This is a genomic window from Aminobacter sp. BA135 (assembly GCF_050859125.1).
GTDB lineage: Bacteria > Pseudomonadota > Alphaproteobacteria > Rhizobiales > Rhizobiaceae > Aminobacter > Aminobacter ciceronei.
This window is the reverse complement of the sequence record NZ_CP139572.1, coordinates 5140661-5156335: the sequence shown is the minus strand read 5'-3', so window position 1 is coordinate 5156335 and position 15675 is coordinate 5140661. Positions and strand designations below refer to the sequence as shown.

14 protein-coding genes are annotated in these 15675 nt (G+C 60.4%); 12 read left to right on the top strand and 2 right to left on the bottom strand.

Annotated features, from left to right (window positions below):
- Positions 1-40: 40 nt before the first annotated feature.
- From SLT36_RS25040 to nodS, 5 genes are all read left to right on the top strand, one after another.
- Entirely contained in the window at positions 41-988 is a 948-nt protein-coding gene (locus SLT36_RS25040) for a ParB/RepB/Spo0J family partition protein (RefSeq protein WP_432284820.1), read from the top strand.
- Complete coding sequence (locus SLT36_RS25035; RefSeq protein WP_246135719.1) at positions 937-1770, top strand: hypothetical protein; 834 nt, start codon at positions 937-939, stop codon at positions 1768-1770. Before SLT36_RS25040 ends, SLT36_RS25035 begins: the two co-directional genes overlap by 52 nt.
- Positions 1771-2005: 235 nt before the next feature.
- The gene (locus SLT36_RS25030) at positions 2006-2980 is read left to right on the top strand and encodes a hypothetical protein (protein ID WP_143974524.1); all 975 of its coding nucleotides are present in this window, start codon (positions 2006-2008) and stop codon (positions 2978-2980) included.
- A 414-nt stretch (positions 2981-3394) separates the two neighbouring features.
- The gene (ubiM, locus tag SLT36_RS25025) at positions 3395-4576 is read left to right on the top strand and encodes a 5-demethoxyubiquinol-8 5-hydroxylase UbiM (protein ID WP_143974525.1); all 1182 of its coding nucleotides are present in this window, start codon (positions 3395-3397) and stop codon (positions 4574-4576) included.
- 371 nt (positions 4577-4947) lie between these two features.
- A complete protein-coding gene (gene nodS, locus SLT36_RS25020; RefSeq protein ID WP_109672018.1) occupies positions 4948-5532 on the top strand; it encodes a nodulation methyltransferase NodS in 585 nt (194 codons plus the stop codon).
- A 42-nt stretch (positions 5533-5574) separates the two neighbouring features.
- On the opposite strand, the gene SLT36_RS25015 is transcribed toward nodS, so the two are convergent.
- A complete protein-coding gene (locus tag SLT36_RS25015) occupies positions 5575-5844 on the bottom strand; it encodes a Fic family protein (RefSeq protein ID WP_246135720.1) in 270 nt (89 codons plus the stop codon).
- A gap of 802 nt (positions 5845-6646) precedes the next feature.
- Here SLT36_RS25015 and SLT36_RS25010 point away from each other — a divergent pair.
- The 6 genes from SLT36_RS25010 (at position 6647) to SLT36_RS24985 (ending at position 13045) form a co-directional block, all read left to right on the top strand.
- Positions 6647-7243, top strand: a complete 597-nt coding sequence (locus SLT36_RS25010) for a NodA family N-acyltransferase (RefSeq protein WP_027056377.1) — start codon at positions 6647-6649, stop codon at positions 7241-7243.
- 56 nt (positions 7244-7299) lie between these two features.
- Positions 7300-8574, top strand: a complete 1275-nt coding sequence (gene nodC, locus SLT36_RS25005; protein ID WP_143974530.1) for a chitooligosaccharide synthase NodC — start codon at positions 7300-7302, stop codon at positions 8572-8574.
- Positions 8575-8677: 103 nt separating this feature from the next.
- Positions 8678-9646 (top strand): nodulation factor ABC transporter ATP-binding protein NodI, encoded by a 969-nt coding sequence (gene nodI / locus SLT36_RS25000; RefSeq protein WP_245440841.1) that lies wholly within the window; start codon positions 8678-8680, stop codon positions 9644-9646.
- Positions 9647-9649: 3 nt separating this feature from the next.
- Positions 9650-10438: an ABC transporter permease gene (locus SLT36_RS24995; RefSeq protein WP_097574715.1), complete on the top strand. Its 789-nt coding sequence runs from the start codon at positions 9650-9652 to the stop codon at positions 10436-10438.
- A gap of 304 nt (positions 10439-10742) precedes the next feature.
- Positions 10743-12764, top strand: coding sequence for a carbamoyltransferase family protein (locus tag SLT36_RS24990; protein ID WP_143974540.1), 2022 nt, complete (start codon positions 10743-10745; stop codon positions 12762-12764).
- A gap of 122 nt (positions 12765-12886) precedes the next feature.
- The gene (locus tag SLT36_RS24985) at positions 12887-13045 is read left to right on the top strand and encodes a nodulation protein NodZ (RefSeq protein WP_432288467.1); all 159 of its coding nucleotides are present in this window, start codon (positions 12887-12889) and stop codon (positions 13043-13045) included.
- Between the two features lie 308 nt (positions 13046-13353).
- On the opposite strand, the gene SLT36_RS24980 is transcribed toward SLT36_RS24985, so the two are convergent.
- Entirely contained in the window at positions 13354-13506 is a 153-nt protein-coding gene (locus SLT36_RS24980; protein ID WP_246135721.1) for a PLP-dependent transferase, read from the bottom strand.
- A 321-nt stretch (positions 13507-13827) separates the two neighbouring features.
- Between SLT36_RS24980 and SLT36_RS24975 the strand changes: the two genes are divergently transcribed.
- The gene (locus SLT36_RS24975; RefSeq protein ID WP_143974542.1) at positions 13828-15297 is read left to right on the top strand and encodes a PLP-dependent aminotransferase family protein; all 1470 of its coding nucleotides are present in this window, start codon (positions 13828-13830) and stop codon (positions 15295-15297) included.
- Positions 15298-15675: the final 378 nt, after the last annotated feature.

Here is a 15675-nt window from a genome sequence, read left to right as displayed (position 1 = left end):
CGGCGGGGCAATCCCACCCCTGAAACGAAGGAGACAAACCATGCAACTTGCCCACATTCCGCTTGATAAGCTCAACATTTCCGCGCTCAACATGCGCCATTCCAAACGCGCGCCCGACGTGTCGGACATCCTGCCGTCGGTTCGCGCGCGCGGCGTCCTGGTGCCGCTTCTGGTGCGGCCCAACGGCACGCCGGAAAGCTTCGAGATCGTCGCCGGCCGGCGCCGCTATTTCGCCGCGAAATCGCTCGCCGACGAGCGAGGCGAGGGCAATGCCTTGCCCTGCGCCATCATCGAAGACGGTGACGACGCCGACGCACTCGAGGCCTCGCTGATCGAAAACTTCGCCCGGCTCGATCCCGACGAGGTGTCGCAGTGGGAGACGTTTTCGCGGCTGATCAGGGAAGGCCGCACCATTCCAGATATCGCCGCAACCTTCGGCGTCACCGAGCTTCTGGTCAAACGCATTCTGGCGCTCGGCGATCTTCTGCCCAAAATCCGCGAAGCCTATCGGCGCGAGGACATCGACGCCGAGACGGCGCGCCATCTGACCATGGCCTCCAAGGCGCAGCAGAAGGATTGGCTGGCGCTTTATGCCGATCCCGAGCAATACGCGCCGCGCGGCCACCAACTGAAGCAATGGCTGTTCGGCGGCCAGTCGATTTCCACCAAGGTGGCGCTGTTCGCCATCGAGGACTATCCGGGCCTGATCGTCTGCGACCTGTTCGGCGAGGACAGCTATTTCGCCGATGCCGACCTGTTCTGGCAAAAGCAGAACGAGGCCATTGCCGCCAAACGCGATGCCTATCTGGAAGCCGGCTGGCCCGAGGTGGCCGTGCTGGAACCGGGGCAGCATTTCCAGTCATGGGACCACGAAAAGACGCCGAGGAAGAAGGGCGGCAAGGTCTTCATATCAGTCTCGCATCGCGGTGCGGTCGAATGCCACGAGGGCTGGCGTCGCGCAAGGAGGCCCGCCGCGCCCGCGCGCTAGGCGAGGGCGGCGAGCCCGAAGAAACCCCCGCCAAGCCGTCGCGGCCGGAACTCACCGGGCCGATGCAGAACTATGTCGATCTGCACCGCCACGGTGCCGTGCGTACCGCCATGCTCGACCATCCTTGTGTCGCGCTGCGCCTGATGGTGGCGCATGCCATCACAGGTTCGGGCCTGTGGCAGGTTCGCCGCGAGCCGCAGCGCACCGCCAATGAAGCGGTGGCGGCAAGTATTGCCGCGTCCAGGGCCGAAGTCGCATTCGCCGAAAAACGGCGCGCGGTTCTTGTCCTGCTTGGGCAGGCCGACGAGGAGGGTGCGATAACCGGCGGCAATGGCGACGCCTTTGCGCTTGCCGCCGTCTTTGCCCGTTTGCTGGCACTTTGCGACGACGACGTCATGCGCGTTCTCGGCCTTGTCATGGCCGAGACGCTCGAAGCCGGCAGCGCCGCCGTCGAGGCGCTCGGCAACCATCTGGGCATCGACATGGGTGCGTGGTGGCAAGCGGACGACGCCTTCTTCGATCTGCTGCGCGACAAGGAGATCGCCAATGCAATGCTGGCCGACCTCGCCGGCAAGCCTGTCGCCGACGGCAATGTCGCCGAGAAGGTCAAGACGCAAAAGAAGATCATCCGCGATTGCCTCGCGGGCGAGAACGGCCGCGAGAAAATCGACAACTGGCTGCCCAACTGGATGAAATTCCCGGTCGAAAGCTACACGAAACGCGGCGGCTTCCGCACCGCCGATCAATGGGCGAGCGTCCAGCCGCTGTTCGTCCGCCAATAGGTGCCGATCCGGGCGGCGGCTCTTGCGGGTGCCGCCGCCCCCTTTGCCTGCCGCTGGAATATTGGCTGATGCGCACGGCGGTCCGAACAGCATTTGCCATGCGCAAGGCTATTGTGCATTGCACAAAATCCGACGCGCGCCTAAACGTCCTTCCGCAGCGGGAATCGGGCTTGGACCAGCGGCGAGGCAGTGAGAATCGATGCTTCGTCGATATCGCATTTAGCTGAGGACCTTCATGACCCTTTCGAGCCCTGACAAATCCGGCGCCGCCAGTCTCGAGGCCATCGCGCGAAACGGCGGCGTGCTGCGCCGCATCGCCGTGCGCATTCCGACCTATCTGTCGGACATTCGCGAGAACCCGGCATGGCTGCCGATGTTCGTGCTCGCCCGCACCATGCCGGCCCGCAGGATGCACTGGCGTGGGGCAAAGCCGGTTCGGGTGTCGCAAAATGCCTACGACACCATGTTTGCCGGCGTCAATCGCCAGGAAATTGTCGAGGCGCTGCGCACGGACGGGCTGTTTTGCGGGCTCGTCCTGCCGACTTTCATCCATAAGGAGATCGCCGCCTTCGCCCGGTACACGCCTTGTTTCGGCAATTTCGATCGCCGTCTCGAATTCATGGCTGAGGACCATGCCGAGGCCGAGAAGCGTTTCGGCCGCTCCTTGCTCAGCGGCCACTTTTTCGAACACATCCTCGGCTGCAAGGCAGCGGTCGCCATCCAGAACGACCCGCTGCTGCTCGACATCGCCGCGCATTATCTGGGCGCTCAGGCGAAATTGATCACCACACGCGTGTGGTGGAGCTTCCCAACCAGCGAGGCTTCCGACGCCGACAAGAACCGTGCGTCGCTTGGCAAGTATCATTTCGATCTCGATGACTGGAGGATGCTGAAATTCTTCTTCTACCTGACGCCGGTCGACGAAGGCACCGGCCCGCATGTCTATGTCCGTGGCAGTCATAACCGCCGCGCCATCAAGCATCAGCTGACGCTGCTTGTCGGCCATCCGGCGCAGGAGGTTCTCAAGGTCTATGGCGATGACAGCCCCGTCACGCTGACCGGCGAAGCCGGTCTCGGCTTCGTCGAGGACCCGTTCGGCTTCCATATGGGCACCGTGCCTTCGCGCACGCCCCGGCTGATGATGGAAGTCGGCTTCGGTGTCTCGCCGCCCTCGCGCCGGCGCTTCCATGGCGAGCCGGTCATTCGCTGATCTCGCAAAAGTCCTTAAAACAGCCTTGCCCAGATCAGACGCCTGGTTGTCCCTTGCGCTGGCTGGTGCCATGGCGTCGTCATGGGATCAGCTGGCGCATGACTGGATTGGATCGATGTCATCTGACGCCGGTTCCGCCTCGACTGACTCAGATCAAGGCCACGCCCTTGTCGGCGTGGTTTGATCGCCCAGTCCTTCAGGGGAAAAACGCATGGGCTGACCAAGAGCCTGGTCGTCGCTCCCAACGTCTTGAAAACCATACGGCGGGCAAATGACGCTTCACCAGCCAGGAACCGACGTGAGAAACGCGCTTGAGGCGAGGCGGGCAATAGATCACAGCGCAATCGATGCACGACATGCGGCTCGGCTCCCCCAACATCTCACGAAGAGAACCGACGCGCTGGCGGCACGCTGATGGCCGGCTGTGACGACAGCTTCGACATTATTGTCGTGGGCGCCGGGCCGGTCGGACTTTCCTTCGCCGCATCGCTTGCCCATAGCCAGCTCAAACTGGCGGTTGTGGAAGGGCAGTCCCTGGAAAGACTGGCAAGTCCGGCTTTCGACGGCCGCGAGATCGCGCTCACCCACGCCTCGATTGGAATCCTTCGCGAGCTCGGCGCCTGGGATGTTATCTCCGCTTCGGACAAGTCACCGCTTCAAGGCGCACGCGTCCTCAACGGATCGAGCCCGTTTGCGTTGCGTTTCGATTCCCCCGGCGGATCCGCGGAACCACTGGGCGTTCTGGTCCCGAATTGCCAGATCCGCGATGCCCTGTTCAAGATCATCCGCTTGCAGGGCCACGCCCGGCTGCTGTGCGGCCACTCGGTCGTGCGTGCAACAAACAGCCGTCAAAGAGCAGTGATAACGCTCTCCAATGGCAGGCAGCTGAGCGCTCGGCTTCTCGTTGCAGCCGATTCGCGTTTTTCCGCCACCCGCAATCTGCTCGGCATCGGCGCCGATATCAATCGGCTTGGCAACTCCATGCTGATTTGCCGGGTGAGGCACGAGCGCCCCCACCACCAGATCGCGATCGAATGGTTCGATCACCATCAGACGGTGGCGATGTTGCCCCTCGCGCCAGGCGTGTCGTCGCTGCTTTTGACTTTGCCCTCAAACGAGGCCGACGGACTGCTTGCCCTCGACGACGAGTTGTTCCTGAGGGAGTTGACAAAGCGCTGTCGAGGGCGCCTCGGCACCATGAGCCTGGCAAGCCAACGCTATATCTATCCGTTGGCGACGACCTGGGCGCACAGGTTCCGGGCGCCGAGTGCCGCATTGATCGGCGACGCTGCCATCGGCATGCACCCGGTGACCGCGCATGGCTTCAACATCGGCCTCGGCGGCCAGAAGCAGCTCGCCCGTGGTATCCAGACAGCATGGCGCGACCGTCGCGACATTGCCGATCCCGACATGCTCCACAGATATGAAAGCCGACTGCGCCTGTCGGCGGCGCCGCTCTACCATGCTACGAATATTCTCGTCGGGCTCTACTCAAGCGAGCATCCGGCGGCACGGCTTGCAAGGCATCTGGGGCTGCGCCTCGGCCAACATCTTCCCTTTGTCCGTCATGGCATTGCGGCCATGCTGAGACGGTGAACCGCAGTCATCATAGGATCATCGTCAGCGTGCTGGCGTCGTAACAGACTGGCGAATTTGGTTCGATGTGAGCAGTGTGTCGGCCGGCGCCAACCAGACGCGGACCCAGCCACGCCCAATTCGGCCCTCAATGTGTTTACGGCGTGGATGGTTACATCCAAACAATCAATTTGCCAATCCTGCGGACCCTATTAGGAGCGTGACCGAAATCAAGTGCCTCGGCCCGCAGGTCTGCCCGGTGCAGGAAGCGGCCCCGCTTCTCAGAATTGGTGTGCCCGGGTCCCGACGCTAGCGACATCTGACGGCATTTGCAGCGCCGGTGATTGCTGCCTTAGCGAGGTGGGAATTTGACCCATAAAATCGATCATGAAATGCTGAATCGAGAAATGGCCGCAGACGATCCATGGCGGCTCGATGGCAACCCGTTCGAGCGGGAGCGCCACACGCAAATTCTCCTTTTGTCACTTGCGCAAGGTCGAGTCGCAAATGCGCTCGAAGTCGGGTGCGCTGCTGGCGCTTTTACGGAACGGCTAGCCCCCATTTGCCAGCGGCTCACTGTGATCGATGTCGTCGAGCCAGCGATTACGCGAGCACGTTTACGCGTGAAGGAGCCGCCGCACATCAGCTGGATAATCTCCGATGTTCAACAATTTTCGAGTGATGAACTGTTCGACCTGATCGTCGTGGCGGAAGTTCTTTACTACGTCGGAGGCCTCGTTCAGATCGGCGCGGCAGTCCGCAACCTGGTAGGCCTGCTTGCGCCAGGTGGGCAGCTGGTCTTCGGGTCGGCACGTGACGCCAATTGCCAACGCTGGGGGCACGCTGCTGGTGCAGAGACCACTATCGCCATGCTGAACGAATCGTTGACCGAGATCGAGTGCATCGAGTGCCGGGGCGCGTCGATCAATGAAGACTGCCTGCTGGCCCGCTTCCAAAAGCCGATTTCCGCTTCCTGATGAAACGAAGCGCCAGATAATAACCCTCCTTGCTGTTCTCAATCACGCTTTCGAGTGAAGAGTAGGGTCGCTGCGCATCAGCAGGAGCGGCGTCAGAACGCGCGACAGCCTTCCATTGCCGTCCTGGAATGGGTGGATTTCCAAAAAAACCACGATGAAAATCGCCACCACGAGCAAGGGATGCAGGCTTTGCTCGTTGAGTGTACCACGCGTCCACTCGATAAGTTCCTTCATCCGCTTCGGCGTTTCGAAAGGCGTCGCCGTTTCGAAGATGACGCCGATCTCGTTCCCGTCGGCATCGAACGCACTCACATTGTTTGCGAATGTCTTGTAGGCGCCGCGATGAGCTCATCCTTGTTGCTGAACGCAGCAGGTCACGGTGTAGCTGCGTTGCAGTCAGTCCCGCGTCCCGGCCCTTCGGCCGGCGCAAGTGCTGACGCTCCTTAGGCTGCCTTCTCTGTGTGCGGCGATCTTTCATGGGGCGCTGAATGAAGAGTTTGGGGCCAGCCCCTTCGCGCACTTCAGTCGGCCAAAACCTCAAATAATTCGTTCGAAGTAGCGCCATCCGGGCGCGCCCTCCTTCCCGCTCCAGGTGCTTTCGCCGACAGTCCGGTTGACAGGCGACACTCGAGAGCATTGACCAGACGATTCCTGTTGGCGAGCGCGACCATCGCGTCATTGGCATGCCGCCTTGCCGCACTTGTCGAGCCAGAGGCTTCGCGAAACCTGTTTGCCGACGGCGATCCAGAGCTGCGCGATCGTGCGTCAACGGTCGCCGCGTTTGCTGACGCCTATCGGGCCCATCCTCCACTTGATCGCTGCTTCGCCACGAGGCGCAGCCACGCCGCTGGCGGCCGCTCTTGAGGCAGGTTGTGTCACCGCCAGCTGCCATCGGTGCGTCGCCGCTATCGGGGCCAATCGAGCACCACCAGAAGGTTCAGATCAAGGCCTTTGAAACGCATGGTTTCAGCATCCATAGCGTGGATGCTCTCGATCTAAACAATCAATTTTACCAATCTGGGGGGGTCGTTCATAGACCTCCACATGACATGCGCCGCCGTTGCTCTACCGCGTGAGGTGCACAAAAGAACGCAAAAAAAGAGGAAGTCTTCGCATGCGCAATAACGTGCAGTGGAGGTTGTGCTGGGAAAATGAGTTGCAGCTTTCCGATCACCTCGAACTCTCTGAGTTCTTCCGGAAGACCTATGAGCCGACCGGAGCCTTCAATGGAAAGCAATTCGAAGGCGGTCGAAGTTGGGCCGGTGCAAGGCCGGAGGTCCGCGCAATCGGCTATGATGTGCACGGGGTCGCGGCTCACATGGGCGTGCTGCGCCGATGCATCAAAGTTGGCGACGTTGATCTGCTGGTCGCTGAACTCGGTCTATACGGGGTGCGTCCGGATCTTGAGGGGCTGGGAATCGGCCATTCGATTAGCGTCATGTATCCAGTGCTGCAGCAGCTTGGCGTTCCATTCGCTTTCGGCACGGTTCGGCAAGCGCTCCGGAACCATGTTGGGAGGTTCTGCCGCAAAGGCTTGGCGAACATTCTGACGGGCGTTCGCGTGCGTTCAACCCTCCCGGATGTGTACCCCGATCTGCCTTACACGACGCGAGTCGACGACGACGTACTCCTCATGGTGCTCCCAATTGGACGCTCGATGAGCGAGTGGCCGGCCGGCACTTTGATCGATCGGAACGGTCCAGAGCTATGACCGCGGATCTGTTATCCGCCCGCTTCCCTCAAATCCACTGAAGAATCTGACATCTCATGACCCTGTTTGCCACAGCCAGTACTGTTGCCATCTGCTCTTATGCGCTGCTGTCGACCGTCTACAAAACCGCGCAGGTGTTTTATACCCTGCCTACAAACGTAGCGCCGACCTCGGGCGACCCGCCCGGCGGTGAGCCTTGGCCGAGCGTCGATGTCATTATCCCGTGCTACAACGAGGCGCCTCGCACCCTCTCGGACTGCCTGGCTTCCATTGCAAGTCAGGAATACGCCGGCAAACTGCAGGTCTATGTTGTTGATGACGGTTCTGCAAACCGCGATGCCCTCGTGGGTGTACACGAGAAATACGCGGGCGACCCGAGGTTCAACTTCATTGCGCTCCCAAAGAATGTCGGAAAGCGCAAGGCGCAGATTGCCGCCATTCGCCGCTCGTGCGGAGATTTGGTGCTCAATGTAGATTCGGACACGATCCTCGCGCCGGACGTCATCACCAGGCTTGCGCTAAAGATGCAAGATCAAGCGGTCGGCGCCGCCATGGGCCAGTTGGCGGCTAGCAATCGCAGTGAAACTTGGCTGACGCGGTTGATTGATATGGAATACTGGCTCGCCTGCAACGAAGAGCGGGCAGCGCAGGCTCGGTTCGGTGCCGTCATGTGTTGCTGCGGTCCGTGTGCCATGTACCGGCGATCCGCGCTTGTTTCGCTGCTGGATCAGTACGAGACGCAGCGCTTTCGAGGGAAGCCGAGCGACTTCGGCGAGGACCGCCACCTTACGATCCTGATGCTGAAAGCAGGCTTTCGAACAGAGTATGTCCCGGAGGCCGTCGCGGCAACAGTCGTTCCCAACAGGATGGGTCCCTATCTGCGCCAACAGCTCCGCTGGGCCCGGAGCACGTTCCGTGACACGTTGCTGGCGTTCCAACTGCTGCGCGGCCTTAATATTTATCTCACATTGGACGTGATTGGGCAGAATATTGGCCCATTATTGCTCTCTTTGTCGCTCCTGGCTGGGCTCGCGCAATTCGCAACGACAGGTACTGTGCCCTGGACGGCATGCCTGACGATTGCGGTCATGACTATGGTTCGCTGCAGCGTGGCAGCGTTTCGTGCGCGCCAACTTCGATTTCTCGGGTTCTCGCTCCACACACTCATCAACATCTTTCTCCTGCTCCCTTTGAAAGCATACGCGCTGTGTACTTTGAGCAATAGCGATTGGTTGTCGCGAAGCTCTGCGGCCAACGTGCCAGACACCGGCGGCAGCATTCCAAAGCCCGACTTGGTTGGATCTGACGCAGCTTACAGCGAACAGCAATAGTCACGTGACCTTAGGTGGAAGAGTTTTGAGCCAGGACCAGAAACATCAAGTGTTGAAGCGTAAGTTGGGCCCAGAGGATTTGCGGCGATTCGAGACTCCTGCGATCGAACGGGAGTCTCACGGGCAAACAAGCGCGAAAAGCTCCGTGCCTGACTCTCTGTCGACCGTGGCAGTCGATTTTGCCGGCGTAACCAAGTCCTATGGGAACAAGATCGTTGTCGACGAACTGTCGTTCTCCGTTGCGTCGGGAGAGTGTTTCGGCCTCCTCGGACCAAACGGGGCGGGCAAAAGCACGATTGCGCGTATGCTCCTCGGCATGACATGCCCTGACGCGGGCGCGATCACGGTGCTCGGCGTCCCGGTGCCGGCGCGCGCTCGGCTGGCACGCAGGGGCATTGGCGTGGTCCCGCAATTCGACAATCTTGACCAGGAATTGACCGTACGCGAGAACTTGCTGGTGTTCGGACGCTACTTCGGCATGAGCACTCGTCAGAGCGAAGCGGTCATACCGTCGCTTCTCGAGTTCGCTCGCCTCGAGCGCAAGGCGAATGCGCGCGTCTCGGAACTGTCCGGCGGCATGAAGCGATGCCTGACAATGGCGCGGGCGTTGATCAACGACCCCCAGCTCATTGTGATGGACGAGCCGACCACCGGCCTCGATCCGCACGCGCGCCACCTGATCTGGGAGCGGCTGCGCGCCCTGTTGGCACGTGGCAAGACGATTATCCTGACGACGCATTTCATGGAAGAGGCTGAGCGATTATGCGATCGGCTGTGCGTGCTCGAAAGGGGTCGCAATATCGCCGAAGGCCGCCCGCAGGCGCTGATCGACGAGCATATCGGATGCCAGGTCATGGAGATTTACGGCGGCGATCCGCACGAGTTGCTTTCGCTGGTCAAGCCACATTCCCAGCGCATCGAGGTCAGCGGCGAAACCCTTTATTGCTACGCGCCAGACCCTGAGCAGGTGCGCACGCAACTGCACGGGCGAGCAGGTCTACGGCTTCTTTTGCGTCCAGCCAATCTCGAGGATGTTTTCTTGCGGCTGACCGGGCGCGAGATGGAGGAGTGAACGATGATTGAAGATTTTGCGGCGGCGTTGCCGGCCAATGCGTGGAACTGGGTTGCGGTGTGGCGCCGCAACTATCTGGCATGGAAGAAAGTCTCACTCGTGACGATTCTCGGTAACCTTGCCGATCCTATGATCTATCTTTTCGGACTCGGCACCGGCCTCGGCATAATGGTCGGCCGCGTCGACGGTGCGTCCTATATTGCCTTTTTGGCGGCTGGCATGGTCGCGGTAAGTGCGATGACCGCCTCTACCATGGAAACATTGTACGCGGCTTTCGCTCGCATGCACTCTCAGCGCACTTGGGAAGCAATGCTGTATACGCACGTTACCCTCGGCGACATCGTTCTGGGTGAACTGGCGTGGGCAGCCACCAAGGCCTTCTTGGCCGGTACGGCAATCACCATTGTCACCGCAACGTTGGGTTATGCAGCCTGGCCGTCCATCCTCTATGCGCTGCCAATCATTGCTCTCACTGGGTGCGTGTTTGCGAGCCTCGCGATGGTCGTCACCGCGCTTTCGCCCAGCTACGATTACTTCGTGTTTTACCAGACGCTTGTCCTCACACCTATGATGTTCCTGTCGGGCGCCGTTTTCCCATCGGATCAGCTGCCTCACGCGTTTCAGCAGATAGCGCGATGCATGCCGCTGTCACATGCGATCGACCTCATTCGTCCGGTTATGCTTGATCGCCCGATTGGCGGCATTGCCCTGCATGTCGGTGTGCTCGGCCTGTACGCGCTGTTGCCATTCTTCCTCTCGATGGCGCTGTTGCGCCGCCGACTCATGCGCTGACGCGAAAGAGAGGGAGATAAGCAATGCGCAACGGACTTCGTGCTGCCAATAAACGACATCGCCAACAGAAATCGGCATGCCACCCAGGGTCTTCGGTGGCATCCACTCAATCTATCAACGTTATGGGCCGCCCGGCACCTCGATCACAGGATCTCATGTTGATCCCCGGCGGAAGAGAATTTCTTTGAGGTTGGCGATGTCTGACTGGCGTTCGCGCCGGCGAACGACAACGCAGCCTGTGTTTTTGATCAAACGGCCTTGAGACAGGCCAATTCAGTCTTCCTGTACGACAATGGAGAGCGAGATGCTGTGTCTAGGATTGAGCGGCGGATTAGACAAAGTCTATGAAAACAGATTCCAGGTTCCGAACTCATTCATGCACGATGGCGCTGCGGTACTCGTCCGAGACGGACAGGTCATTGCGGCCGTAGAAGAGGAACGCCTCAATCGGATCAAACACTCCAACAAGCTCCCGATTGGCTCGGTTCAATACTGTCTTTCAGCCGCTGGGGTTCAGCTCAGCGAAATCGATCATGTGGCGTACTACGCTACCGAAGCCTATTGCAACGCCATGCTCGAAAACATGCTTGCTTCCGAGCCTGACGCCTCCATTCCGTTGGATGCCAAACTTTTGGTGCAGCAGCTGTTGGCGCAGGAGTTCGGTACCGAACTCGACCCTTCGCGTATCTCATTCGTAAGTCATCATCAGGCGCACGCCGTGAGCGCTTTTGCAATGTCGGGCTTCGAGCAAAGTCTGATTTTCGCGATCGATGGCTCTGGTGATTTCCTGTCGGGCCTCGTGGCGGTAGGATCTGGTACTGAAATTTCGCAACTCGCGACTTTCCCAGAGAGCAATTCCCTTGGGCTATTTTATCTCGAGGTGATCCGGTATCTCGGCTACGGCTTGTTCGATGAATATAAGGTAATGGGGCTTGCCCCCTACGGCGATCCCGTTCCCTATCGCGAGCTTTTCGAGCAGTTCTATGAACTGTCTGCAAACGGCGAGTATCGGGTCCACCTGGACCGCATCGGTCCGACTTTGCTCCGCAGCATTCAGGTCCGGCAAAAGGGAATGCCATTCACCCAGCAGCATAAAGATGTGAGTGCGTCGTTGCAGGAAGCGCTCGAACGCATCGTGTTTCACATTCTTCGGCATCATCGTGAGGCCACCGGGATGACGCGGTTGTGCCTGGCCGGCGGCGTTGCGCACAATTGCTCCGTGAACGGCAAGCTGCTCTATTCAGGACTTTTCGAAGACATTTTCGTGCAGCCCGCATCGCATGACGCTGGCTGCGCATTAGGCGCCGCACTAATCGTGTCTGGTGAGCTGGGCCGCCCCGCGCCGCGTGCGCGATTGCAGGAGGTTTATTGGGGGCCGGATCTCGCGAGCGATCACGCTGTCGAAGAAGAACTCAAGGCATGGGCGGGGCACCTGGAGTTTGAACGCACTGAGGCGGTGGCGGATAGGGCAGCCGAGTGGATGGCCGGTGGCGCCGTGATCGGCTGGGTGCAAGGTCGTTCGGAGTTCGGGCCGCGCGCGCTCGGAAATCGCAGCATTCTTGCCGACCCCAGGCCCGCCACAAACAAGGACCGGATCAACGCCATGGTCAAGAAGCGGGAAGGGTATCGCCCGTTCGCCCCATCAGTGCTGGAGGAGGATGCGCGCGAATTTTTCGACCTCCCAGGCAGTGCGTGCGAATTTCCCTTCATGAATTTCGTGGTCCGTGTGCGCGACTCCAAGCGTGGTTTGCTCGGCGCCATTACCCACGTCGACGGTACGGCTCGGCTGCAAACAGTATCGCGCAAGGCCAGTCCGGCCTACTGGGACGTCATCAATGCCTTCAAGCAGCGCACTGGCATCCCAATTCTGCTCAATACGTCCTTTAACAACAATGCCGAGCCGATCGTGGATTCAGTTGCAGACTCGATTGCCACGTTCCTGACGACAGGGTTGGATGGACTTGTGGTCGGGCCGTTCCTCGTCAAAAAACGGGCCGCAACGCTGGAGGATTGGACTGCGCTCGCGGTTTCATTGCCGCCTTATGTATCCCTGTATAAGGTCCGCGCCCACACAGCGCTGGATCGCCAGCAGACCGTCTGCGAAATCCGAACGGATCACTCCAGCCGTGACTGTGCGCGTATTTCACATGACTTGTTCGATCTGCTGACGCGGATCGAAGGCGAAGCCGTGCTCGCGGATCTCCTCGATACAATTACGCTGGATCAGGCCCAGCGCGAGGCTCTCACAGGAGAACTGCGACGGTTGTGGGAGCAGCGCCGCGTTCGCATGCGTCCCTCGCAAGCTGCTCGCGTCGATCAAAACTGATGCCAATCGCTGGACGACAGATAGCAGTTGCCGAAACACCGGTCTGTCCAAGCATCTTCATATGACTGTGCCCAATCCATCGGCTGAGGCAAGGATCCTGAAGATTGCATCTGCTCGCGAGCATGTCATGTTCAACCCATCTTAACCCTTATGGCAGTCGAGGATCAGTAATGGATTTGCTTGCCGGTGGCCCAAAACAGCACCAATTTGTCGTTTCTCGACGGCGGACCCGGTTCGGTGACTGCCTATGGTCTCCGGCAACAGCCTGGTGTTACGCATAGCGGACGGGACGTGCGAGCGGGCTGCGCCGCTCGCGGGATAAGGCGGCGGCCCTACGGCGCGCCAAGCCGGCATATTCGTCGTTGAGATGCTTTTTGGCCAAATGCGTTGGTGGGGCGACGATCATGTCTTAGCGCGGCTTGACCCTTCGCCCTCCAATTATGACGCCATTGCGGATTTCGCCAGGCGCTTTCTTCAGGACTCGAGATCTGTTGGTCAAGGCCACCCGCGCGGTTAGCATTGGCGATGCCCGACATCTGCTTTCGGGCAATCGCCTGATCGGGATGCGAGTCGAGGAAGGGGAGCTCACTCAACCCACGGCCGAATGCCCGTCGCGCACCTGCGCGATCGCAAGCGCCGTGGTGCTGTGCCATTCCAAGCGAAGCGTGAGAGTCCTTTTCAGCCCGCGCAGAACCAGGAAGGCCGACATGGTCGGGAGCGCCGCGCCGGTGATGTAGCGCAAGGCCGTTTCGTACAGCGTGTGGAGGGGCTTCCGCGTCGCCGAGGATTGCGCCGCCAAGGCTGTGGCCTCATTCGCCGCAACACTTTCAATCGTAGGTCGAGTTCAGGAAGACGCGTGGTTGAACGGCATTGGGAAAACCAGCCGGATCGTAGCCGTGATGGATGGCGCGGGTAGCGAAGCCGAATTTGGCATCGTTCGCAGATGTGCCACTTTCCGGTCCTGGATTGCGGTCTCGGGCATCGGCTTCAGACGTGCTCTTGGCTTTCGGAAGGAGTGGCTGCAAACTGGTTGATATGGAATGCCCAGTTGGCAGGAAAAGAAATGGTCCAGTCTCCAGGTCCCGGTGCTTCAACCCGCTCGCGTGGCATGGGCGCGCGCCAGATCTACGAAGCGCTTCGCGAGCAGATCCTCAGAGGCGTTTACGGCACCGGCAGCCAGCTGCCGTCCTCCCGTGGTCTCGCCGAGGAACTTGGAGTCTCGCGAACAACCGTCACCGTCGCCTACGAGCAGCTGGCCGCGGAAGGTTTCATCGACATCCGTCAAGGCGCGCGCCCTCGTGTCGCATCCTCACTGCTGGGACAGGAGCTGACCGCCAATCCCCCAAAACGGTTCGGCCCGGTTCACTTGTCAAGCTATGGCGAACGGCTGCGTGGCACTCTGCGCTGGCCGGATTACCTGCCGAACACGCTGAAGGTTGATTTCCGCTATGGCGTCCTGGCGCCCTCAGATTTCCCCGCATCGGTTTGGAAGCGCGCGATGAACGCGGCGATGGCGCAGCGGCCGGCACGGCTCGCCTATGACGATCCGTGCGGTTCGAGCCGGCTCCGCCAAGCGCTTCAGGGCTATCTCTGGCGCGCCCGTACTGTGCGCTGCGACCCCGAGCAGATCGTCATCGTCAATGGTTCGCAGCAGGGCCTCGATCTCTGCGCGCGCCTGCTGCTCGACCCCGGGGACAGCTTCGTCATCGAGGACCCCTGCTACAGGATGGCGCGCCAGGTCTTTGCCAGTACAGGTGCCACGCCCGTTCCCGTCGAGGTTGACGATCACGGCATGCAAACGGAGCAACTGGCGGGGGTCGCGGCCCGGCTGGCCTATGTGACGCCCTCGCATCAGTTTCCGCTCGGCGGCGTCATGCCGATCCCGCGGCGGCATCAGCTTCTGGAATGGGCGCGGGAGCAGGGCGCCTATGTCATCGAGGACGACTACGACAGCGAATATCGCTACGATATCAGCCCCGTTCCCCCGCTGCATAGCCTCGAGGATCATGGGGCCGTCATCTACCTCGGCACCATCTCCAAGACGCTCTCGCCGATGCTGCGGATCGGTTATCTCGTCGTCCCGGCGGAATTCCTGCAGGTTTTCGAAACCGCCAAGCAGCTTGCCGACCGGCACTCTCCGATGGCGGGGCAGGAGTCATTGGCCTCTCTGATCGAGAGCGGTGGCTATGAAAGCCATGTGCGCCGCGTGCGCCGCATCAACGGCGAGCGCCGGGAGGCATTACTGACCGCCCTGAAGCGGAGTTTTCAAGGTCGGATCGCCGTCCAGGGGGCAGAGGCTGGACTGCACGTCGTCATATGGTTCAACGACCTGCCGCGATCGCGTGAAACGGCGTTGGTCGAAGCTGCCCAATCCGCGGGTCTGGGTCTGCACCCGATTTCGCCGCTTTATCATCGGCAGTCGGGAGCAGGCGAAGCCGACCGCGTCGGGCTTGTCATGGGCTATTCCGCCCTGAGCATCCGGCAGATCGAAAAAGGCGTCGAGATGCTGCGGGACGTCGTCGCTCGACTCTGAGACGCTGACGGTTCCGCACGCGGGTTAGAACGCATTCGCGGCCGCTCATCATAAACAGTTCATCGTTGAAATAGTCGCGCGGCCGGGCGACGGCCGCGCTCATGGCCGGCTGACCTGCTGCCGCCGTGAGGTTGCGCGCGATCCAAGCCTTTGTCTCATCTATCCGCAACGTGGATGCTTGTCATCGAAACAATCGATTTTGCCGATTCGACAGAACGTCCCATAGGAAGAATTCAAGGATGCAGCCCTAACGAGATTGTCGATGCAAGCGTTGGCTCCGAGGAGCATTTTCTGGTGTGTCCCTCCTGGTCTGCGCCGAACATCAAGCGAGCCGATCCCCTTTTCGACCAGGTACATCGGTGATCGGCGCAAGCTGCA

Bases quoted from the DNA above. Each gene is read 5' to 3' on its own strand.
- SLT36_RS25040 (WP_432284820.1), top strand. From the start codon at position 41: ATGCAACTTGCCCACATTCCGCTTGATAAGCTCAACATTTCCGCGCTC.
- SLT36_RS25035 (WP_246135719.1), top strand. From the start codon at position 937: ATGCCACGAGGGCTGGCGTCGCGCAAGGAGGCCCGCCGCGCCCGCGCG.
- SLT36_RS25030 (WP_143974524.1), top strand. From the start codon at position 2,006: ATGACCCTTTCGAGCCCTGACAAATCCGGCGCCGCCAGTCTCGAGGCC.
- ubiM (WP_143974525.1), top strand. From the start codon at position 3,395: ATGGCCGGCTGTGACGACAGCTTCGACATTATTGTCGTGGGCGCCGGG.
- nodS (WP_109672018.1), top strand. From the start codon at position 4,948: ATGCTGAATCGAGAAATGGCCGCAGACGATCCATGGCGGCTCGATGGC.
- SLT36_RS25010 (WP_027056377.1), top strand. From the start codon at position 6,647: ATGCGCAATAACGTGCAGTGGAGGTTGTGCTGGGAAAATGAGTTGCAG.
- nodC (WP_143974530.1), top strand. From the start codon at position 7,300: ATGACCCTGTTTGCCACAGCCAGTACTGTTGCCATCTGCTCTTATGCG.
- SLT36_RS24995 (WP_097574715.1), top strand. From the start codon at position 9,650: ATGATTGAAGATTTTGCGGCGGCGTTGCCGGCCAATGCGTGGAACTGG.
- SLT36_RS24990 (WP_143974540.1), top strand. From the start codon at position 10,743: ATGCTGTGTCTAGGATTGAGCGGCGGATTAGACAAAGTCTATGAAAAC.
- SLT36_RS24985 (WP_432288467.1), top strand. From the start codon at position 12,887: ATGTCATGTTCAACCCATCTTAACCCTTATGGCAGTCGAGGATCAGTA.
- SLT36_RS24975 (WP_143974542.1), top strand. From the start codon at position 13,828: ATGGTCCAGTCTCCAGGTCCCGGTGCTTCAACCCGCTCGCGTGGCATG.